At 55.1% G+C, this 19612-nt stretch carries 24 protein-coding genes; 3 read left to right on the top strand and 21 right to left on the bottom strand.

Features of this window, described 5'->3' with window-relative positions; all coding sequences use genetic code 11:
- Positions 1–7 precede the first annotated feature (7 nt).
- The 14 genes from era to AC3WQH_RS17595 all read right to left on the bottom strand — a co-directional run bounded on the left by era (position 8) and on the right by AC3WQH_RS17595 (position 9785).
- Positions 8–925 (bottom strand): GTPase Era, encoded by a 918-nt coding sequence (gene era / locus AC3WQH_RS17530; RefSeq protein ID WP_005833053.1) that lies wholly within the window; start codon positions 923–925, stop codon positions 8–10.
- A complete protein-coding gene (gene cdd / locus AC3WQH_RS17535) occupies positions 918–1316 on the bottom strand; it encodes a cytidine deaminase (protein WP_005833055.1) in 399 nt (132 codons plus the stop codon). The genes era and cdd overlap by 8 nt, the downstream gene beginning before the upstream one ends.
- A gap of 177 nt (positions 1317–1493) precedes the next feature.
- Positions 1494–1865 (bottom strand): diacylglycerol kinase family protein, encoded by a 372-nt coding sequence (locus tag AC3WQH_RS17540; protein WP_007777594.1) that lies wholly within the window; start codon positions 1863–1865, stop codon positions 1494–1496.
- A 9-nt stretch (positions 1866–1874) separates the two neighbouring features.
- Positions 1875–2354 carry an rRNA maturation RNase YbeY gene (gene ybeY, locus AC3WQH_RS17545; RefSeq protein ID WP_005833060.1) on the bottom strand — a complete coding sequence of 160 codons (480 nt, stop codon included), beginning with the start codon at positions 2352–2354 and terminating at the stop codon, positions 1875–1877.
- A gap of 36 nt (positions 2355–2390) precedes the next feature.
- Positions 2391–3362, bottom strand: a complete 972-nt coding sequence (locus AC3WQH_RS17550; protein ID WP_309479383.1) for a PhoH family protein — start codon at positions 3360–3362, stop codon at positions 2391–2393.
- 41 nt (positions 3363–3403) lie between these two features.
- Entirely contained in the window at positions 3404–4612 is a 1209-nt protein-coding gene (gene yqfD, locus AC3WQH_RS17555; RefSeq protein ID WP_007777588.1) for a sporulation protein YqfD, read from the bottom strand.
- Between the two features lie 26 nt (positions 4613–4638).
- Positions 4639–4935 (bottom strand): sporulation protein YqfC, encoded by a 297-nt coding sequence (gene yqfC, locus AC3WQH_RS17560; RefSeq protein WP_007777585.1) that lies wholly within the window; start codon positions 4933–4935, stop codon positions 4639–4641.
- A gap of 241 nt (positions 4936–5176) precedes the next feature.
- Positions 5177–5383 carry a hypothetical protein gene (locus tag AC3WQH_RS17565; RefSeq protein ID WP_005833066.1) on the bottom strand — a complete coding sequence of 69 codons (207 nt, stop codon included), beginning with the start codon at positions 5381–5383 and terminating at the stop codon, positions 5177–5179.
- Between the two features lie 230 nt (positions 5384–5613).
- Positions 5614–6126: a hypothetical protein gene (locus AC3WQH_RS17570; RefSeq protein WP_005833069.1), complete on the bottom strand. Its 513-nt coding sequence runs from the start codon at positions 6124–6126 to the stop codon at positions 5614–5616.
- An 11-nt stretch (positions 6127–6137) separates the two neighbouring features.
- Positions 6138–7142 (bottom strand): flotillin-like protein FloA, encoded by a 1005-nt coding sequence (gene floA, locus AC3WQH_RS17575; RefSeq protein ID WP_005833071.1) that lies wholly within the window; start codon positions 7140–7142, stop codon positions 6138–6140.
- Positions 7143–7157: 15 nt separating this feature from the next.
- On the bottom strand, positions 7158–8492 hold the full coding sequence (locus tag AC3WQH_RS17580; protein WP_007777576.1) for an NfeD family protein: 1335 nt from the start codon (positions 8490–8492) through the stop codon (positions 7158–7160).
- Positions 8493–8711: 219 nt separating this feature from the next.
- Positions 8712–9158: a GatB/YqeY domain-containing protein gene (locus tag AC3WQH_RS17585; protein WP_005833074.1), complete on the bottom strand. Its 447-nt coding sequence runs from the start codon at positions 9156–9158 to the stop codon at positions 8712–8714.
- 17 nt (positions 9159–9175) lie between these two features.
- Positions 9176–9349 carry a 30S ribosomal protein S21 gene (rpsU, locus tag AC3WQH_RS17590; RefSeq protein ID WP_005833076.1) on the bottom strand — a complete coding sequence of 58 codons (174 nt, stop codon included), beginning with the start codon at positions 9347–9349 and terminating at the stop codon, positions 9176–9178.
- Between the two features lie 112 nt (positions 9350–9461).
- Positions 9462–9785, bottom strand: a complete 324-nt coding sequence (locus tag AC3WQH_RS17595) for a histidine triad nucleotide-binding protein (RefSeq protein WP_005833078.1) — start codon at positions 9783–9785, stop codon at positions 9462–9464.
- Positions 9786–10040: 255 nt separating this feature from the next.
- Here AC3WQH_RS17595 and AC3WQH_RS17600 point away from each other — a divergent pair, with 255 nt between their 5' ends.
- On the top strand, positions 10041–11423 hold the full coding sequence (locus AC3WQH_RS17600) for a UDP-N-acetylmuramoyl-tripeptide--D-alanyl-D-alanine ligase (protein WP_007777573.1): 1383 nt from the start codon (positions 10041–10043) through the stop codon (positions 11421–11423).
- A gap of 192 nt (positions 11424–11615) precedes the next feature.
- On the opposite strand, the gene AC3WQH_RS17605 is transcribed toward AC3WQH_RS17600, so the two are convergent.
- Entirely contained in the window at positions 11616–12743 is a 1128-nt protein-coding gene (locus AC3WQH_RS17605) for a D-alanine--D-alanine ligase (RefSeq protein WP_005833082.1), read from the bottom strand.
- 234 nt (positions 12744–12977) lie between these two features.
- On the opposite strand from AC3WQH_RS17605, the gene AC3WQH_RS17610 reads away from it, so the two are divergent.
- Positions 12978–13472, top strand: coding sequence for a hypothetical protein (locus AC3WQH_RS17610; protein WP_007777570.1), 495 nt, complete (start codon positions 12978–12980; stop codon positions 13470–13472).
- Positions 13473–13588: 116 nt separating this feature from the next.
- Here the strand turns inward: AC3WQH_RS17610 and AC3WQH_RS17615 are convergent, their stop codons facing one another.
- On the bottom strand, positions 13589–14884 hold the full coding sequence (locus AC3WQH_RS17615; protein ID WP_005833084.1) for a class I SAM-dependent rRNA methyltransferase: 1296 nt from the start codon (positions 14882–14884) through the stop codon (positions 13589–13591).
- Positions 14885–15017: 133 nt separating this feature from the next.
- On the opposite strand from AC3WQH_RS17615, the gene AC3WQH_RS17620 reads away from it, so the two are divergent.
- Entirely contained in the window at positions 15018–15992 is a 975-nt protein-coding gene (locus tag AC3WQH_RS17620; RefSeq protein WP_007777562.1) for a Na/Pi cotransporter family protein, read from the top strand.
- Here AC3WQH_RS17620 and AC3WQH_RS17625 read toward each other — a convergent pair.
- The 5 genes from AC3WQH_RS17625 to mtaB form a co-directional block, all read right to left on the bottom strand.
- On the bottom strand, positions 15973–16638 hold the full coding sequence (locus AC3WQH_RS17625; protein ID WP_005833089.1) for an LrgB family protein: 666 nt from the start codon (positions 16636–16638) through the stop codon (positions 15973–15975). The two genes, AC3WQH_RS17620 and AC3WQH_RS17625, sit on opposite strands and share 20 nt — an antisense overlap.
- On the bottom strand, positions 16631–17029 hold the full coding sequence (locus tag AC3WQH_RS17630) for a CidA/LrgA family protein (RefSeq protein WP_005833091.1): 399 nt from the start codon (positions 17027–17029) through the stop codon (positions 16631–16633). The genes AC3WQH_RS17625 and AC3WQH_RS17630 overlap by 8 nt, the downstream gene beginning before the upstream one ends.
- Before the next feature lie 112 nt (positions 17030–17141).
- Positions 17142–17807 (bottom strand): deoxyribose-phosphate aldolase, encoded by a 666-nt coding sequence (deoC, locus tag AC3WQH_RS17635; protein WP_005833092.1) that lies wholly within the window; start codon positions 17805–17807, stop codon positions 17142–17144.
- A gap of 3 nt (positions 17808–17810) precedes the next feature.
- The gene (locus tag AC3WQH_RS17640) at positions 17811–18239 is read right to left on the bottom strand and encodes an NUDIX hydrolase (RefSeq protein ID WP_005833094.1); all 429 of its coding nucleotides are present in this window, start codon (positions 18237–18239) and stop codon (positions 17811–17813) included.
- Positions 18236–19594, bottom strand: coding sequence for a tRNA (N(6)-L-threonylcarbamoyladenosine(37)-C(2))-methylthiotransferase MtaB (gene mtaB, locus AC3WQH_RS17645; RefSeq protein ID WP_005833096.1), 1359 nt, complete (start codon positions 19592–19594; stop codon positions 18236–18238). The genes AC3WQH_RS17640 and mtaB overlap by 4 nt, the downstream gene beginning before the upstream one ends.
- Positions 19595–19612: the final 18 nt, after the last annotated feature.

The following is a 19612-nucleotide window of genomic DNA, read 5'->3' on the forward strand; positions in this document are numbered from 1 at the left end:
CCGGCTGTTATTCCTCGTCAAAAAAGCCGAAGTTACGCAACATGCGCTCCTGGTTGCGCCAGTCCTTTTTCACCTTGATCCACAGCTCCAAAAACACTTGATCGCCCATCAAACGCTCGATGTCCTTACGCGCCCGTCGGCCGATCTCTTTGAGCATCTGGCCTTTTTGCCCGATCAAAATGCCGCGCTGCGAATCGCGCTCGACGTAGATCGCAGCGTAAATGTACAGCGTTTTCCCGTTTTCGCCGCGCTTCATTTCTTCCACGACGACGGCGATCGAGTGCGGCACTTCCTCGCGTGTCAGGTGCAGCACTTTTTCCCGAATCAGCTCCGCTACGACAAAGCGCTCCGGGTGATCGGTCACCTGGTCGGCCGGGTAGAACATCGGGCCTTCTTCCATTTCGCCCATGATCGCTTCGGTCAACGAACTGGTGTTGTTGCCCTGAAGCGCCGAGATCGGAACGATCTGCTTGAAATCGTACAGCTTGCGGTAGTCGTCGATGATCGGCAGCAAAGCTTCCGGATGCACCTTGTCGATTTTGTTGATGACCAAAAATACCGGGGTCTTGACTTGCTTCAGCCGCTCGATGATGTAGTCGTCACCTGCGCCGCGCTTTTCGGTCGCGTCGACGACAAACAGCACGAGATCGACTTCGTTCAGCGTGTTTTCCGCAACCGAAACCATGTAGTTACCGAGCTTGGATTGCGGCTTGTGAATGCCCGGCGTATCGAGGAAGATGATCTGCCCGTCTTCCGTCGTATGCACGGCGGTAATTTTGTTGCGCGTCGTTTGCGGCTTGTTCGACATGATCGCGATCTTGTGGCCGACGATGTGGTTCAAGAGCGTCGATTTGCCCACGTTCGGTCTGCCGACAATCGAGACGAACCCTGATTTGAATGACTTTTTGGTCTTGCGGTTATCCACGTAAATCCTCCTTGGAAAATGCCCCTGGCAACAGGGCAGATACTGTCGTTTCCTCCACGTCCCCTTTGAGGTTGGTCAAATACACCGGCATGTCCTGCGGGCACAGCTCGGCGATCACCTGACGGCAAGCGCCGCACGGAGACACCGGCCCTGGCGTATCTGCTGCCACCGCCAGCGCCTTGTAGGTGCGATCCCGCTCGGAAAACGCCTTGAACAGGGCGGTACGCTCCGCGCAGTTGCACAGCGAGTACGCCGCATTTTCGATATTGCCGCCGAGGTATACGTTGCCGCTCTCGCACAACAGCGCCGCTCCTACCTGAAACTTGGAGTACGGCACGTACGCCAGCTCCCTTGCTTCGATGGCTTTCGCCAGTAACGCTTGTTTATCCATTCTCATCATTCCTCTTATACGTAGTCTCTACCACGATTTTTCGCGAACCGGAAAAAACGCGCCTGCCCCCTGACGAAGAGACGCCAAGAGACCAGACTTCATGGCCTCCCAAAAAGGCTCGTCCGGTCAGTCGTCTATTCGGGGCCTGTCAAACGTCTGGCTGGGACATGCCGCAGGCTAGCCCGCTATTTTTTGCAGCAAAGGCGGCCCGAAGACAGCCATGCCGATAATGACAGACAAAATCGCCGCCACCAGCACAGCCCCTGCGCACGCGTCTTTGGCGATTTTCGCTTTTTCGTGCCAGTCTGGAGAGGCGAGGTCGACGACTGCCTCTACAGCCGTATTCGCCAGCTCCAGCGAAAAGACAAGGCCGATAGAAAAAAAGACCAGCAAAACATCGCTGCGCGGGATGTGCAGCCACCAGGCCGCCGCCAGTACGATTACAGCAGCGGCTACGTGGATTTGCATGTTTCGCTGTGTCTTTACGGTGTGCCCGATTCCTTGCAAGGCGTAGCCGAAGCTTTTCGCCATTCTCCGGAATTCCTTCAACGTGATCTCCTACCTCGTCAAGCCGATTTGCTCCAATACTTTTTCTTGACGGGAAAACATTTCTTTCTCCTCTTCCGGCGTACCGTGATCGTAGCCGAGCAGATGGAGAAAGCCATGCACAGCGAGAAAGCCCAGCTCTCTTTCGAAGGAGTGGCCGTAATCCTCAGCTTGCTCACGCGCTTTTTGCACGGAGATGATAATGTCTCCAAGCATATTTGGAACTTCGTCCGCTTCGCTCTCGTCGAAGAAGATTTCCATTTCGCCCTCACCCGGTTCGTTCATGGCGAAAGACAAAACGTCTGTCGGACGATCCACACCGCGATAGTCGCGGTTCAGCTCGTGAATCCGCTCGTTGGTGACCAGCGTAACGACTACTTCTCCCTGTACGTCCTCCAGCTTTGCGCATGCTTCGAGACAGTCGGTCAGCAGTTTTTGCAGGCTTTCATCAAGCGGTTCGATTTCTTCATGGAGGATTTCTACAGATAGCACAGATGAACAATCTCCTTTTTTTGCAAACGCGATTTATCAATAGCCGTGATCGGCTTCTTCCTTGGCATAGGCCGCGATAATTTTTTGCACCAGGCTGTGTCGCACGACATCCCCTTCTTGGAAATGGATGAAGGCTACGTCCGGTATCCGTTTCAAAATCCGCTCCGCTTCGCGCAGTCCGGACTTTTTGCCTTTGGGCAGGTCAACCTGTGTCACGTCACCCGTAATCACCATTTTGGACCCGAACCCAAGCCTGGTCAAAAACATTTTCATTTGCTCGGGAGTGGTGTTTTGCGCCTCGTCCAAAATGACGAACGAGTCTTCTAGAGTACGACCGCGCATGTACGCCAGCGGAGCGACTTCAATCAGTCCGCGCTCCATCATCTTGGCCACCTGCTCGGTGCCAAGCATGTCATACAAGGCGTCATAGAGCGGACGCAAATACGGGTCTACCTTTTCCTGCAGATCGCCAGGCAAAAATCCAAGGCTCTCTCCCGCTTCCACAGCCGGTCTGGTAAGAACGATCCGTTTGACACGTCCATTTTTCAACGCGGTCACTGCCGTAACCACCGCCAAATACGTTTTTCCCGTTCCGGCAGGCCCGATTCCGAAGACGATGTCGTGCTTCTTGATCGCCGACAAATAGTGCCGCTGGCCGAGCGTTTTGGCCCGGATCACCTTTCCGCGCTGGGTGCGTGCCACTTCCTCATCATAAACATCCAGCAGTTGCGCTGCTTCTCCCCGGCCGACGAGCATCATCGCATACGAAATGTCGCGCTCGGACAGTGCAATTCCTCTGCGGATTAGCTGCAGCAAAATGCCAATCAGCTCCGTCAGCTTATCCACTTCCGGCTTGTCGCCGCTAATGACCAGTTCGCCTTCGCGGGTCATGATTCGGGCAGGACTTTTTTCCTCGATCAGCTTTAGGTACGCGTCGTGCGGTCCAAACAACAACAAGGCCTCAGATGCGTCTGAAAACGGGATTCTTACCTCATCTTGTACGTGCAACAGGCTTCCATCTCCTTGCAACGGTTATCAGCAATATGACGTCACGGATTGCCATTGTTCACGGGTGCCTGGGGGATGATCGGCTGTTCAACGGCAATTTCTTCAATGACGGAAAAATGAATGCTTACGTAAACTTTACCATTCTCTGCGGTGACGTGCAAAACTTTTTCGTCCTGAATAAACGCATCTTTACCAGCTTTTTGCAAAATGTCTGCTCTGGCGAATTTTTTCGCTATCTCCGTCGCCTCTTCTGCGCTCAATTGCTTCGTAATCGGCTCGATTTGCGTGTACGTGACCGTTTTCCAGCCGATCGGCGACGTGTACCCGGCGTAAGAGGGGACGTACCGTTTTTCTTCGGTCTGGGCGTCGGCAAACCCTTCCTTGTTGAACGGCCACACCTGGATCGCGTACGGCCCCACCAGCAAGTACTGCTGCTCCTGGCGCTCTCCGGTCAAGCGGTAGAGCGTTTGCTTCAGCGGCACCGAGGTGTTGCTGACATACCAGACCTCCCCTTGCACCTTGCCGCGCGCCGAAACAGCCTGCTGGCGCTCTTCGTTGCCGATAATGCCCGAGATAAGCACCTGGCCTTTTTCGACGAGCTGGTTGTTCGTCACCTGGCTTTTGCCCACTTCGGGGAGAATTTTGTGGATGACCGCGCGCTTTTTCGCCACGAGATGGCGCGGCCCCGTCGCTAGCGGCTTGACAGGCGCTTCCTTCTCCACCACTTGCAGCCTGACCTTCGTGCCCTGGATGTCGATGCCGACCCAGGCCGCTTCCGGCAGCAGGCTCAACAGCTCTTTTTGCAAAAGCAGCGGTTCCTTTAGTTTGACCTTCCAGGCCCCTTCTTTAATCCCGATCTGATCGGCGGCTTTAATCACCCGCGCCGGATCAATATGCTTGGTTCCGGTCACCTCGACGCTCCAGACAAACGAGGAGAGCATGTACAATCCGATAAAAAACAAAACCGCGCCAATAGCCAGTCCCGCGCGCCTGCGCACGCGCAAGAGCCAAAAAGGCAGGCCGTCCCTGTTTTCCACATGGCTGCGACAGCCTGTCTCCTTCAACAGCGGCCGCAGGCGAAAATAGTCGCGAATCAGTATATCGCAGCGGCTCACCTCCGAACCGACCCTGCGAATATTCCAGATTCGGATGCCATCCCGTACGGCCATATTCAGCAAACGCTCAAAACGCTTACCCCGTACGGTGATGGTGATGTGTCCATCTACCCATTCCTTGAGTCCGTTTCGCATATGTGCCGTCTCCACCTTTCTTTGTGCTACGAGCCCTGCGGCCCCGTCTCCAAAAATTTGACCCCGCCAATTCTTCCTTCGAGTAGCACTTCTTCCGGCAAAATCGCTCTTATGACAAGCTGTTCGCCTGAGACAATCATCTGCCCGTTTGTCAACAGCAAGCGCAGCTCATGTTCGCTGAAATGCAGAACACCGCGATGATTCTCTATGTACATTTGCAAGTGACCGATCATCGTAATGCGCGGGACTTCCAGGACCACATCTTGCGGCAGATCCAACACACCTCCGGCCAACTGGCGCAGACGGCGGCTCCAACGCTTCATGGATAAGCCCCCCTTCTACTGGCGCACGCGCCTTGTTTTCTACAACGGGTCATGCCAAAATCGCTTCCGGGCATCTGGTGCAATATCATTCTTACCTATGCGTATGCGAGCGAACTGTGCGGCATTCATACGAAAACCTGCGCTTTCGCATTTCCAAAGAGGGGGCAGATTTTTTTGCGAAAAGGGGCGTGGACAACCAAAAAAAGACCTCCGTCACTCGGGAGTCCCAAGTGCCAGAGGCCTATCGCTGCTGTTCTTTCTCAAGGAAGGCGGACAACTGTCGTTCGCTTCGTGTAAGCACCTTCCATTTTTTCAAGACGCGCTTTACTTTTTCCGCGGAGCACCCGCAAGCAATGGCCGTTTCGTAGATGGATTTCTTTTCAAAAATGGCAAGCCGAATCACTTTTTGGCGAAAGCGCCCCATTTGCTCAAAGATTTGCTGATTCATTGCTTGTCCACTACCCCTTATCTTTATTGGAACAAATTTCTATACTTTCAGGATAGTCAACCGCCTTGATGGACACAAGCCCAAGTTTTCGACAAACGCAATTAGAAAACTTGGCTGCGCCAATGGCTTGGCGCAGCCTTAGTTGCCCTTATACTGGATAAGAATCTTAGAAATTTTTATCTGTACAAAAAAACAGGCGAACATGACGTTCACCTGTTTTCGCTTGGCCGCTACTTGGCCGATTTGCGAGAGCGCTCGGCGAAGTATGGCGCTTTGGAGCGCGGCTCGCCGAAAATCAGCGCCCACTTCATGCCTTCACGCGGATCGACGGTGCTGGCAGGCTGCGGCTTCGCTCGCTGTGGAGCCGACTGTGCCGCCGCCGCGGACAGGCGAATCGCGGAGCCTGTCGAAGCGCGTACAGGTTCCGAAAATGCCCATTCCTGCTCCACTCCGACGCCTTCCATCGATTCTGTGTCTCGGTCCATCGGCTCGTATTTGGCGGAGGCTCGCACCGTTTTCCGCTCCTCCGTCACAGCAGGCTCTTGCCTAGCCCATGGCGTCTCGACAGGCGTAAGGGGGCGGTTCGGTCTCCCTTGCGACATCTTCTTCCCTTTGCCATTTCCTTTGCCGCCCAATCCAAGCAGCTTGTAGCCGATGTAGCCCAAAATGATAAACCAGTACTTTCCAATCAGAGGCAGAAGCCAGCCAAACAAGTCAAAGAGGAGATCCAAGAGATCGTCCATGGCGATCGCCCTTACTCTTTCTTGTCAGGCGAGGCAGGGTCCTGTTTGTCTCCTGGATGCCCGAACGATTGACGCATTTGCGTATCGGCTGCAATGTTTTGCAGGTTGTAGTAATCCATGACGCCCATTTTGCCGCTGGTCAGCGCTTCTGCCAAAGCAAGTGGAACCTGTGCCTCTGCCTCTACTACTTTCGCTTTCATTTCCTGTACGCGAGCGATCATTTCCTGCTCTTGGGCAACCGCCATCGCGCGGCGCTCCTCCGCTTTTGCCTGGGCGATGCGCTTGTCGGCTTCGGCCTGGTCGGTTTGCAGTTGCGCCCCGATGTTTTTGCCTACATCGACGTCCGCGATATCAATGGAGAGAATTTCGAATGCCGTTCCTGCATCCAGACCTTTGTTCAGTACGGTTTTGGAGATGAGGTCCGGATTTTCCAATACGTCCTTGTGGCTCGCGGACGAACCGATTGTCGAAACAATCCCTTCCCCGACGCGGGCGATGATCGTTTCTTCCCCCGCACCACCGACCAGACGGTCAATGTTGGCGCGTACCGTTACTTTTGCTTTTGTGCGCAGCTCGATACCGTCTTTGGCCATGGCTGCTACGACTGGCGTTTCGATAACTTTCGGGTTCACGCTCATTTGTACCGCTTCCAAGACGTCGCGCCCTGCCAGGTCAATCGCTGCGGCGCGCTCAAAGCCGAGCGGAATATCTGCGCGCTGCGCGGCTACCAATGCGTCCACGACACGGTCTACGTTACCGCCTGCCAAGTAGTGGCTCTCCAACTGGTTTGTATCCAACTGCAAGCCAGCTTTGCGCGCCTTGATGAGCGGATTTACGATGCGCGACGGAACGACGCGGCGAAGGCGCATGGCGACGAGCGTAATAATCCCGATGTTCACGCCCGAGGCGAGCGCGGAAATCCAGAGCATCACGGGAACAAACGAGAAGAAAATCGAGAGAGCTACGATGGCGACCGCCACCATAAATATGAGAGGTATCAATCCACTTTCCAACATGTGCAGTTCACTCCTTTATTCTTGTTCGGCTACGACGACGCGCGTGCCTTCCACTTGCACGACGACAATCGCCGTTCCGGCGTCGATAAAGCCTCCGGCCGAAACCGCATCGACGCGTTTTCCATCCACTTTCACGACACCAGCCGGACGCAAAGGCGTCAGGGCAACACCTGTTTTCCCTGCGAGGTCACGCTGGTCCTTCGGCGCCACATATCCTTCCTCGTTGCGCTGCGCGTCGCCGAGAACGAATTTGCCAAGCAGACCTTTGACGCCGTACCGTTTGATGAGCAGAAATGCCACCAGAGCCGTGACGATTGCCGCGAGCCCCAGCGAGGCGAGCCCTTGCTGCGTGTCGTAGGCAGCCATCACCAGGCCGGTCACGATGCTGATAAACCCGATCGCTCCGACGATACCGCCTGGCAGGAATATTTCCAAGATCATGAGTAAAATTCCGATGACAAACAGACCGATGTGCAGCCAGTTTGCAAAGCCTGCCACATAATGACCGAAGAAATACAGGCCGAAGGAAACCAAAGAGATCGTACCCGCGACCCCAAAGCCGGGTGCAAACAGCTCAACCACAATTCCTACCAGGCCGATGACCAACAGCAGGCTCATGACGTACGGGCTGGTCACCCAGCGCGCGACCTTTTCCCCGCCTGTCGGCTCGATCACCTGAAGGGAATCGCCCGGAACACCAAGGCTGGCCAGCAGCTCTTCCTTGCCGGAAACGACGCGGTCCGCGTAGCCCAACGTTTTGGCTTGCTGGGCGTCGAGCGAGAGCACCGTTCCTTTCGGCTTCAAGCCGGGAAACTCCGTATCCATTTCGACCATGGCCCGCGCCACATCAGGGTTGCGATTGTTCAAGCTGGCGGCCGCCGACATTTTTTTGCTCCATCCGGAGATGAACTTGATATCGGCTGCGTTGCCTGCCAGGTCAATCGGAGTCGCCGCCCCCATGCTGCTGCCTGGCGTCATAATGATTTCATTGGCATTCAAAGCGATGTAGGTACCCGCTGAAAAAGCTTGATTGTCAATGTAGGCAATGGTATGCATGGGAGATTGGCGGATGAGCTGCCCAATCTGGTCGGCAGCATCCACTTCGCCACCTGGCGTATTAATATGCAAGATGACAAGGTCTGCCTGCTGCTCCTGCGCGTCCGCGAAAGCTCTCTCCAAGAAGCTCTCCAGGCCGCGCTCAATCGTGTTGTCTACCGGAATCCAGACGGCTTTTTGATAAGACTGTGCAAACGTCCCTGGCGCTGCCAAAAACATCGAAAGCCCCATCATCAGGCAGAGAAACGAAAAGAGCAATCGCACACGGCGTAAAGCTGGCCTTGTTGCAGTCATTGCATTTACCTCCTTCCTCGTATCAGCTTCAACTTATGCCCAATAAGGTATACGAAGGAGAGGGAAGATTGTTTCAGATTTTTGTCAATAAGATGACCGCTCAAGCACCTTGACACGCCGCAAGCCGTATGTACCGCAAATTCCTCTGGGGGAAAAGAAAAAACCCAGCCATCATCTGGCTGAGTTTTCTCGTTCGTATCTATATGAGGTGTTGCTTGTCTACGATGGTAGTTCCTCAGATACAATCTTTTGCACGAGGGTTCCGTCTGCTCTGCCTTTCACTTTCGGCATGATTGCCCCCATCACTTTGCCCATCTCTTTTTTGGAGGCGGCATTTGTGGCGGCAATTGCTTCCCGAACGATATCGCGAATTTCGTCTTCGCTGAGCTGAGCGGGCAAGTAAGCGGAGAGCACGTCGATCTCTTCGCGCGATTTTAAGGCAAGTTCCTCACGGCCTGCCTTCTCGAATTCGTGGAGGGATTCACGGCGTTGTTTTAACTCACGAGTCAAGATGGTCAGCACTTCGTCTTCAGACAAAGTTCTGCCTTTGTTAATCTCTTCATTCTTTAAAGCGGCTTTCACCATGCGAATAACAGAGAGTTTTAGAGCAGCTTTGTCTTTCATTGCTTGCTTCATATCTTGATCGAGTCGCTCCATTACACTCATGATGGGCCCTCCGTCCATTAATACTTACGTTTGCGAGCTGCTTCGGATTTCTTTTTGCGCCTAATGCTAGGCTTCTCAAAGTGACGACGTTTACGCAGTTCCGCCATCACCCCGGATTTGGCGCTCTCACGCTTGAAGCGGCGAAGTGCGCTATCCAAAGACTCGTTTTTCTTGACTCGAATTTCTGCCATTTGTCTTCCCTCCCTCCGCTAAAACCGTGGGACGCCTGAATCGTGGTACGAACAGACTGTCACACTTCATTATAGGATAGATGACTAATGAAGGTCAACCTTTAGTTCATTTTTATTCGTGAAATCCTGACAAGAGGTGGTAATGAATGTGGAAAACTTCTTGTCCGCCTTCTTTTCCGCAGTTATTTACCAGGCGAAAACCGGACAGCTCCAGCTTTTTCGCCAACGTCTGCGCCACCCGGTGAATGTGGCCGATCAGCGGCAAATCTTCCTCCGTCACATCCATCAGTGTCGGAATCGGCTTGCGCGGGATAATCAGCAGATGGACGCGCGCCTTTGGTGCGATGTCATGAATGACGATGACCTGTTCGTCTTCGTATTCCACGCGGGCTGGAATTTCGCCCTCCATAATCCGGGTAAAAATGCTCTTCTCCATTTTGGCAACCCCTTTCAGCTATGTATATGGCTTCGACGATTTCAAGGCACAGACAGTATCATGATAGCGGACGGCACGCGGCAAATGCAACGGCCAGTCCCGCACTTTTGTCTTGCGGCCTTCCCGGGCGCGTGGTAGCATGACTTCGAGGATTCACGAGTTCGTGAACAACACGACTTCGCAGCTTCACGTTCGCGTTGTCGGCTTCCCGGTGGAGATAGATCCATGGATCAATAGAAAAAGGAGTTCGTGCACATGAAACCAATTGCACTGGAACAGGCCACAATCAATGCAGAAGGACTCTTGCTGGCAGGCTCCCCGCATCTTGTCTTGTCATCCGTTCACTTTGACACCCGCCAACTGAAAGCGGGTTCTTTATTCGTGGCGCTGACTGGCGGCGTTCGGGACGGCCACGACTTTTTGCTGCAAGCAGCCGAGCAAGGAGCAGTCGCGGCGCTCGTATCCAATCAGGAAAAAATTCCTGCGGGCTTGCCCGATGAGTTCGGGCTGATTCTCGTCAACGACACGTTGCGCGGTTTTCAAAAGCTGGCAGCCGCCTATCGGAAAGACTTTTCGATCCCGCATATCGCGATTACGGGCAGCATCGGGAAAACGACGGTGAAGGACATCGTAGCCCACGTACTCGAAGCGCGCTCCCCTGTCTACAAGACATATAAAAACTTGAACAATCATTTAGGCGTGCCGCTTTCCTTGCTACAAATGGAGCCGGAACATCAGGCCGCCGTCCTGGAGCTGGGGATGAACCACGCCGGGGAAATCGACTTGCTCGCCAGCCTGGTCAAGCCGCAAATCAGCGTGATTACGTACATTGGCGAATCGCATCTGGAGTTTTTCGGCACGCGGGAAAAAATTGCGCTCGCCAAGGCAGAGCTGCTGCCGCATACAGCCCCGGACGGCCTCGTCCTGCTGAACAAGGATTCGGAGTACTTGCCGCGCATTGCCCACCTGTATTCCGGCGAGATCATGTACTACTCGGTCAAGGAGCCTTGTGACCTGTGGGCAGAGCAAATCGAGCCGACCGACAGCGGGACGCAGTTTGACGTCTGCTTCGCTTCTGGGGAGCGCTTTTCCGCCTTCCTCCCGCTGCACGGCAAGCATAGCGTGCTGAACGCCCTGCCAGCTGTCGCCATCGCTAGACGCCTTGGCATGAGCGCCGAGCAGATCGTCGAAGCATTGTCGACTGTCAAGCTGTCCGCCATGCGCTTTGAGCAGGTGCCCTCCAGGCACGGCGCGCTGTACATCAGCGACGCCTACAACGCCAGCCCGTCGTCGATGGAAGCTGCTGCGCGCACGTTTGCCGAGCTGTTTTTCGCCCGCAAAAAAGTGCTCGTGCTCGGCGACATGTACGAGATGGGCCCGCAAAGCGCACAGATGCACGCGGGGGTCGGCCAAGCGCTCACAGACATTGCGGACCGCATCGAGCTGCTCGTCACCGTCGGCGAAGACAGCCGCCACCTGCACGATGCCTACGGCGGCCACAAGCTGCATGTTGCCACGAAGGCCGAGGCGCTTTCCGCTCTTTTGCCGCTGCGCGACGAGCGCCACGCCTTTTTGTTCAAAGCGTCAAAAGGCATGGAGCTGTGGACGCTGCTCTCCGATCTGGAAAATCGCGATTAAAAAACAGCGCCTCTCGTCCTGTACGGGAGGCGCTGTTTCATGTGCGGCAGCGGCTATGGCTCCTGCGGCTCGCAGCGTGCCGGGGGCGTGCTCGGGTCAAGAGCCCGGTGTGCCTGCTGTTCGCTTTTGGCTTTTTGCGGGCGGCGTGGCGAAAAAGAAAAAGGCGCTATTTGCTAGCACCTTTCCTTTTGCCTATTCCAACCCTTCCGCTTCGACGATGTTGCGCTGCTTGTCAGCGTGGCGCTCGAGCGCGAGCTGCACCAGGCGGTCAATCAGCTCGCTGTAGCTGACACCCGCTGCCTGAAACAGCATCGGGTACATGCTGAACGGCGTGAAGCCTGGCATCGTGTTCACTTCGTTGATGTACAGTTTGTCATTTTTCTCGTCCCAGAAAAAGTCGACGCGGGAGAGCCCGGAACCATCCAGCGCCTGGAACGCTTTTTTCGCAATGTCGGCGATCCCGTCTGCGACATGCTCGGGAATGACGGCAGGAATGGACAACTCTGTGCCCGCTCCCTTGTACTTGGCTTCGTAATCGTAAAATTCCTTGGCGGCGATGATCTCGCCCACCACAGACGTCACAAGCTCCTCGTTGCCGAGTACGCCAATTTCCAGCTCCCGCGCCTGGACAAACTCTTCCACGATCAGTCTGCGGTCAAAACGGGCAGCCAGATTGAGCGCTTGCACCAGCTCCGCACGGTTTTTCGCCTTGCTGATCCCGACGCTAGAGCCCATGTTCGCTGGCTTGACAAAGCACGGATAGCCGAGTTTGCGCTCGATGTTTTCCGCGACTTCCTCGGGGTTTTTCTCCCATTGCGAGCGCAAAAGACCGACGTACTTGACCTGCGGCAAACCTACTTGGGCGAAGACGGTTTTCATCATCCATTTGTCCATGCCGACCGCGGAGGCCATGACGCCCGTGCCGACATAAGGCAGGTTGGCAAGCTCGAGCATCCCCTGAATCGTGCCGTCCTCGCCGTTTGGGCCGTGGACGACCGGAAAGATCACATCTACCTGCTGGCCGATGGAAAACAACGATGCCGGCTTGCTCGCCGGGATGAGTTCCTGTCCCGATCCGGTTGCCTGGTTGATCGCCTGGTCGCCTGTCGTCAAGCGCAGCGCGTCGATTTTTTCCGGCAGTTGGCCTGCCAGCGCCTCTCCTTTTACCCAGGAGCCGTCCAATTGCACGTAAATTGGCGTTACCTCGTATTTATTCGCATCCACAGCCTTCATGATCGACAAGGCCGTCCGCAAAGAAACCTCGTGCTCCGAGGATTTTCCCCCATAAATAATTCCCAGACGGATTTTTTCTGTTCCCATCCGTGCCATGCTCCTTTCCTCTGTGGCAGGCAAAGAGTCTACCTTAGTTTCATCTCTCTCCTATGCTATGCACGCGCCCAGCATCTGCACTTTGTACCGTGCAAAAGCTCGTCATTTAGCATACACAAACCGACCGACAAATACAAGAGAAGCAAGTATCACCCACCGCGAAACTTCGTCATATCATGGGAAGTAAAAACCCTGTCATGGAGCTATTTTGCTGGAGGGATGTCCATGAGAGACTACTTGCTTTACTGTACGTATTGCTCCACGTACACGCTGCTGCACAGCTATGACAAAGACAACGGCGCCTTTTTGGGGGAGTACTCGCTCCTTCACAACGACTACACGCGGGACAGCATCGTCCTGAACAAATTTTTGCTCGCTCACCTCGGTCACACCATCCGGCCGATTCCCTCCCAGACGGATGACTATCGGCAAATTATTTGCAACGCCTCCCATTTTCTCGAGGATGACATCGACAAATATGTGGAGGAAAGCCAGCAACGGGCGAAGTTCCGGGAGCGGAACCGCAAGAGCGAGCGCGAAATCGGCCAGGTCCAGCTCTACCTCATCGAGCATTTGCTGACCCACGAGCTGCAAACATTAAGCCAGGCCCGCGCCGCTACCCCCGCCGAAGGACAAGTCTTGCTCGGAAAAGAGCTCGGCTTCAAAAAAGCTCTCGACCTCGTCCGGCAGGTGAAAAACGACAAGCAGTTTGCGCAATAAGCCTGGCAGGCTGGCGAAATCGGCGCGCGGATGTCAGCCAGCTAGCGCGAGCAGCGACCCCATTCCACGTGAACGCAAAAACAGCGCCAGATACGCTTCGGCGCTGTTTTCTTTTTCTACTTGCGATCGCGCACTTCAAAAATGGCGAACTTCAAGTAATGCGCTTCGTCGGCCCCGCTGATTTGCGGGTGGTCTTTCCCGGCTCCGCGCCACTCGATCAGCCGCAAGATTTTTTTCGCATCGACGGCCGCTTCCTGGATCGTTTCCAAAAACAGCTCCGGCGACATATGGTACGAGCAGGAGGCAGTGACCAAAAAACCGCCCGGACGGACGAGCTTCATCCCGTTCAGGTTGATATCCTTGTAACCGCGGCAGGCGCCTTTGACTGCGCCACGCGACTTGGCGAAAGCTGGCGGATCGAGAATGACCACGTCCCAGCTTTTGCCCGCCTCCACGTTTTCCCGCAAATAGTCAAACGCATTGGCTACGACAAACTCGACGCGGTGCAAAAAGCCGTTCAAGGTGATGTTGCGCTTCGCCGTTTCGATGGCGTGCTCGGAGATGTCGAGCGCCGTCACTTTTTTCGCCCCGTGCTTGCAGGCGTTCAGCGTGAACGAGCCTGTATGCGTGAAGCACTCCAGCACCTCTGCCCCGTCCCAGAACGGATTTTTGACTACTTTTCCCCGCTTGTCGACGGGCATGAGCTTTTGCTCGCCATCTGTTTCTACCTGCTGTAGTGTAATGCCGTGCTTTTCGCCCCAACCTTTCATCAATGGCGCGATCGAAGCGCGGTTTTCCCGCTGGTCGTAGAAAAATCCGGTTTTTTGCCCCTCGACGATATCCACATAGTACTTCAGACCGTTTTCCTCGATCAATACTTCACGCGGACATTCTCCGTACAGAACGCCTTTTCCTTCCGCCAGCCCTTCCAGCTTGCGCACAGGCACGTCGTTGCGCAAATAGATGCCCGTCGGCGCAAACACTTCCACGAGCGCATCGGAAATCCAGTCGATCCGCTTTTCCATGCCCAGCGAAAGAACTTGTACGACCAGCGTATCCTCGTAGCGGTCCACGATCAGCCCAGGCAAAAAATCGGCCTCGCCGTAAATGACGCGGCAGGCGCGAGGGTTGTCCACAAATCTGTCGCGAAACTGTGCAGCTTGTCTGATTTTGCGCAAGAAAAACGCATAGTCGATCGCTTCGTTCGGGTCGTAGCTCAAAATGCGCACGATCATTTGCGATGCTGGGTTGATGTAGCCTTTTGCCAAAAAGTGTCCTTTGTGGTTCGTCACTTCGACGATTTCACCCGGCACGACCTCGCCCTGAATTTCCAATACTTCCGACTGAAAAACCCACGGGTGGCCCGCTTCTAGCCGCTTTTTCCGATGCTGATTCAGTAGCACTCTCGCCATGCAGTCAGTCCTCTCCTTGTCATGCTTGCCCCTGTACAGGCATAGCGTTATAGTAACTTCCTTTACGGTTGGCCCCGCGTTTTTAACGGCCAGCCTCGCTTGCTATTGTAATCAAGAAGGAGGAACCCAACTTGTGATGTTCTCCATCCTCGCCCCGTTTACGCTCGGGCTCTGTTTTTTTCTGCTTGGTATGTATGCGATGCGGACCGGATTTCAAAATCTGGCAGGCAAAAAAATGGAAGAATGGATGTCGCGCTTCACCCGCACGCCCTACCATAGCTTCTGGGTCGGACTGATCGCCACGTTTGTCCTGCAAAGCTCCAGCGCCGTAACCGTCCTGACCATCGGCCTGACCAATGCGGGCATCATCCAGTTCGCCCAGACAGTCGGCATCATCCTCGGGACCAATCTGGGCACAACGGTGACGACAGAGCTGGTCGCATTGAAACTGGAGTCGTTTGCCATCCCGATGTTGCTCGTCGGCGTGGCTCTCTGGCTGATGCCCCGCCCGAACGTTCGCTGCACAGGGCTTGTCATTGCGGGCTTCGGCCTGATCTTCCTCGGGATTGATACGTTGAAGCTGATGGCAAAGCCGTTGGAACAGTCCGAGACGTTCCGCTCCCTTTTCCTGGAAAGCAGCCACTCCATCTGGATCGGGCTTGTCACCGGGATCATTTTCACCGCGCTCATCCACAGCGGATCAGCGACGACCGTCATTACGATGGGGCTGCTCACCCATCAGATTTTGTCCATGGAGACAGCGCTTGCCATCGTGCTTGGGGCCAATATCGGCACATGCTTCACCGCTGTCATTGCCGCGATCGGAACGAATACGGCCTCGAAGCAGGTTGCCTGGTGCCATACGCTCTTCAACGTCGCAGGCGCGATTGTCTTTTTGCCTTTTTTATCCCAGCTTGCCCAGGTCAGCGCCTTTTTAACGGCAAGCCCTTCGATGCAAATCGCCCATTCGCAGACGCTCTTCAATCTGATCTGCTCCATGGCCGCCTTGCCGTTTGTGCCCCAGATTGCCCGCTTCATCCAGTGGATCATTCCAGATAAGCGGCAGCCGCCTACACCGACCGTATGGCTTAAAAAGAAAACGGGATGAGGTAGAGCGAGGTGACGACGCCCGCAACGATCATCGCGACGCTCGAAGCCGCTGTCTGGACAGGGGAAATCCGGTTCAAGCTGGCTGTTCCAATCGCATGCGCGCTCGTTCCCACGGCGATCCCGATTGCCCAGTCATCTGTAATCCGGCCCCATTTGAGGACAGGTCGCGCGATCATCACTCCGACCATGCCTGTCAGTGCGGTAAAAAAGGCAGCGAGAGCAGGCACTCCGCCAATCGAGGCAGCCAGCTCCAACGCAATCGGCGTCGTGACCGATTTGCTCAGCATGCTTTTCAGCAGCATATCGTCTGAGCCAAAGCACCAGTGGATCGCATACACAGACGCAATCGCCACGGCACACCCCGCGCAGACTCCGAGCAAAACGCCGCGCCAGATGTGGGCAAACTCTCTGATTTGTCTGGCGAGCGGAACCGCCAACGCGACGGTAGCCGGACCGAGCCAGAACGAAATCCACTGTCCTCCGGCAGAAAAAGCTTCCCAGTCACCGCTTGCGGCCCACCAGATGACCCAGACGAGCACGACCGCCACAATCAGCGGCTGCAAGCGGGGAAAGCGGGCGTTGACCAGCATCGCCCCGCGATAGCCCGCCAGCGTGACCAGGATCGCGAACCATTGGCTAAGCATCCAGCGTCCTCCTTCCTTCCGGCACGGAAGCTTGCGTCTTCTTCTGCTGCTGGCGGCGCAAATAGCTCTGGACGACGCGGCCAGTCACGAGCATGACGAGCATCGGCGCTACAATCATCGACAGCGCAATCGACCATGGAGCCTGGGCAAACAAATTCAAATAGCTGGCCACCCCGACGATAATCGGAACGAAAAACAGCATCATGTGGCGAACGAGAAACGTGCTCGCCCGCTCTACCCACTCCATCCGAACCCAGCCCGTGACAAGCCCCAGCGTCAACAAGAGCATCCCGACCAGGTTGCCAGGCAAAGGGATATGCAGCCACTTGCTCGCAAGCACCCCCACTCCATAAAAAGCAAGAAGAATACCGATCCCCGTGACCATTTTCATCTGCCACACCCCTCTCCCGCTTTCTCCTCTCGTCTTCTTTTGTTTCGGTCGTTTCATGCAAAAAAAGTAGGAAAAAGCCCGGCCTTACTTGGCCAGGCTTTGCTTGTGCATGCTAGTATCCGCTGCCTGTTGCTTTTGCGCCCGTCACAATCGAAATGCCGGAGCTTGTACCGATACGGCTCGCCCCTGCCTCGATCATCGCGAGAGCTGCCTCGCCGTCGCGCACGCCGCCGGATGCTTTTACCCCGATATCAGGGCCGACGGTTTTGCGCATCAAAGCAATGTCTTCTACCGTTGCTCCACCTGGTCCAAAGCCGGTGGACGTTTTCACGTAATCCGCGCCTGCTTCCACGCAGAGCTTGCACGCGATTTCTTTTTCCTGGTCCGTGAGAAGACCTGTCTCCAAAATCACTTTCACAAGCACGTCTCCCGCCGCTTGCTTCACGGCAGCCACATCCTGCTTCACGGTTTCCAGGTCACCGGATTTCAGGGCGCCGACGTTCAGCACCATATCGACTTCTGTTGCGCCGTTGGCAATCGCGTCGCGCGTTTCCGCCACTTTTGCCGCCGTCGTGTTCGCTCCCAGAGGGAAGCCGATCACGGTGCACACTTTCACATCTGTACCCGCCAACAGCTCGGCAGAACGCTTCACCCAGTATGGATTGACGCACACAGACATGAAATCGTGCTCTTTCGCTTCCGCGCAGAGCTTGTCGATCATCTCCTGCGTAGCTTCCGGCTTCAAAAGGGTATGGTCGATAAATTTGTTCAATTGCATAAACTACACCTCAATCCCGAGTTTTTGGAAGGCAAGGCGAAAAATGTCGTCGTTGTTCCGGTATCCGCGCTGCAGTTGCAGCTCCCAGGCCTCTTTGGCAGGATGCCAATGAACATCGTTGATTTCTTCCAGTTGCACTGTAATCTCTGTATTGTAGGCTTCCACCAGATAATAGTGGACTTCCTTGTCGACGGACTCCCCCGTCACCGGATGCGTGTAGACGTAGGTAATCATGTCCAGCTTGGCGTCGAGACGCCCTGCGACTCCTGTCTCCTCCAACACTTCACGCAAAGCGGTTTCTTCAATCGTCTCGCCGATTTCCTGCTTGCCTTTTGCCAGCGTGACTTTGCCATAGCGGTCTTCGATCAAAAGAAGCATGTGCTGTCCGTCTTGCAACTGATAGACTACGCCTCCTGCCGATATCTCCTTCATATGGCTCGCTCCTTCAAATAAGGCAGCAGCTCCGTCTCAACGACGCGGACAAAAGTCCCTTGGCAATATTCAGAGCCTGGTTTGTCCAGTCTGACCTTGCAAATTTTTCCGATCATGCTCTCGTCGCCAGGGAACACGACGTTCAGGTAGTTGTCAGAGTAGCCCATCAACAGGCCGCTGTCCGGCGCATCTTTGAACGGGCGCTCTGGAATCACTTCCAGCACGTCGCCGACGAATTGCTTGGAGTACGCCATGGTCAGCTCCTGGTTCAGCTCAAGCAATTTCGTTACGCGCTCGTGTTTTTCCTCTTCCGGAATCTGATCGGTCATCCGGGCGGCTGGCGTACCTGTCCGCATCGAGTACGGGAATACGTGCAGCTCCGCAAAGCCGATTTTTTTGATGAAGTTGTAGCCGTTCATGAACTGCTCCTCGGTCTCGCCCGGGAAGCCGACAATGACGTCTGTGGTGATCGCCGCACCCGGCAGCGCTTCACGCACTTTCACCATTTTTTCGTAAAACTCAGCCGTTGTGTACTTGCGGCGCATGCGCTTCAACACTTCGTCGTCGCCCGCCTGCAGCGGCACGTGCAGATGGCGTACGACGCGGTCGGAATTGTTGATGACTTCGATGACTTCATCGGTAATCTGGCTCGCCTCGATCGAGCTGATGCGGATGCGCTTGAGCCCATCCACCTGATGCAAGTCGACCAGCAACTTGGCCAGGTTGTAGTCTTCCAGGTCTTCGCCGTATCCGCCTGTATGAATCCCGGTCAGAACGATTTCCAGGTAGCCTGCTTCCACCAGCTTTTTCGCCTGCTCGACAACGCTCTCCGGCTTGCGGGAGCGCATCAGGCCGCGCGCCCACGGAATGATGCAAAACGTGCAAAAGTTGTTGCAGCCTTCCTGAATTTTCAGCGAGGCGCGGGTTCTGTCCGTGAAGTTCGGGACGTCCAGCTCCTCAAACTCGCGAGCTTTCATGATGTTGCCAACCGCGTTGATCGGCTTGCGCTCGGCTTGAATTTGCTTGACGTATTCGGTCAGCTTCTCGCGGCCTTGCGTTCCCACGACGATATCCACGCCCGGGATTTGCGCGATCTCGCTGGGAGATGTTTGCGCATAGCAGCCGGTTACCGCGACAATCGCGTCCGGGTTGCGGCGAATCGCGCGGCGGATGACTTGACGGCTCTTTTTATCACCTGTATTCGTAACGGTACAAGTATTAATCACGTAAACATCGGCGTCGTCCTGTTCAAAGTCGACTCGCTCGTAGCCTTCTGCCTTGAACAGTTGCCAGATCGCCTCTGTCTCATAGCTGTTCACTTTGCAGCCTAATGTATGAAAAGCAACGGTAGACATTGCCATTCCTCCTTTCGC

This window comes from Brevibacillus sp. FW301-21C12A, assembly GCF_058788915.1.

Coding starts and splice junctions, on each gene's coding strand:
- AC3WQH_RS17630 (WP_005833091.1), bottom strand. CDS start 17,029: ATGAAAATGGTCACGGGGATCGGTATTCTTCTTGCTTTTTATGGAGTG.
- AC3WQH_RS17600 (WP_007777573.1), top strand. CDS start 10,041: ATGAAACCAATTGCACTGGAACAGGCCACAATCAATGCAGAAGGACTC.
- rpsU (WP_005833076.1), bottom strand. CDS start 9,349: ATGGCAGAAATTCGAGTCAAGAAAAACGAGTCTTTGGATAGCGCACTT.
- AC3WQH_RS17580 (WP_007777576.1), bottom strand. CDS start 8,492: ATGACTGCAACAAGGCCAGCTTTACGCCGTGTGCGATTGCTCTTTTCG.
- cdd (WP_005833055.1), bottom strand. CDS start 1,316: ATGGATAAACAAGCGTTACTGGCGAAAGCCATCGAAGCAAGGGAGCTG.
- yqfD (WP_007777588.1), bottom strand. CDS start 4,612: ATGCGAAACGGACTCAAGGAATGGGTAGATGGACACATCACCATCACC.
- AC3WQH_RS17625 (WP_005833089.1), bottom strand. CDS start 16,638: ATGCTTAGCCAATGGTTCGCGATCCTGGTCACGCTGGCGGGCTATCGC.
- AC3WQH_RS17565 (WP_005833066.1), bottom strand. CDS start 5,383: ATGAATCAGCAAATCTTTGAGCAAATGGGGCGCTTTCGCCAAAAAGTG.
- mtaB (WP_005833096.1), bottom strand. CDS start 19,594: ATGTCTACCGTTGCTTTTCATACATTAGGCTGCAAAGTGAACAGCTAT.
- deoC (WP_005833092.1), bottom strand. CDS start 17,807: ATGCAATTGAACAAATTTATCGACCATACCCTTTTGAAGCCGGAAGCT.
- AC3WQH_RS17585 (WP_005833074.1), bottom strand. CDS start 9,158: ATGAGTGTAATGGAGCGACTCGATCAAGATATGAAGCAAGCAATGAAA.
- AC3WQH_RS17570 (WP_005833069.1), bottom strand. CDS start 6,126: ATGGACGATCTCTTGGATCTCCTCTTTGACTTGTTTGGCTGGCTTCTG.
- floA (WP_005833071.1), bottom strand. CDS start 7,142: ATGTTGGAAAGTGGATTGATACCTCTCATATTTATGGTGGCGGTCGCC.
- AC3WQH_RS17640 (WP_005833094.1), bottom strand. CDS start 18,239: ATGAAGGAGATATCGGCAGGAGGCGTAGTCTATCAGTTGCAAGACGGA.
- AC3WQH_RS17595 (WP_005833078.1), bottom strand. CDS start 9,785: ATGGAGAAGAGCATTTTTACCCGGATTATGGAGGGCGAAATTCCAGCC.
- AC3WQH_RS17610 (WP_007777570.1), top strand. CDS start 12,978: ATGAGAGACTACTTGCTTTACTGTACGTATTGCTCCACGTACACGCTG.
- AC3WQH_RS17615 (WP_005833084.1), bottom strand. CDS start 14,884: ATGGCGAGAGTGCTACTGAATCAGCATCGGAAAAAGCGGCTAGAAGCG.
- AC3WQH_RS17605 (WP_005833082.1), bottom strand. CDS start 12,743: ATGGGAACAGAAAAAATCCGTCTGGGAATTATTTATGGGGGAAAATCC.
- yqfC (WP_007777585.1), bottom strand. CDS start 4,935: ATGAAGCGTTGGAGCCGCCGTCTGCGCCAGTTGGCCGGAGGTGTGTTG.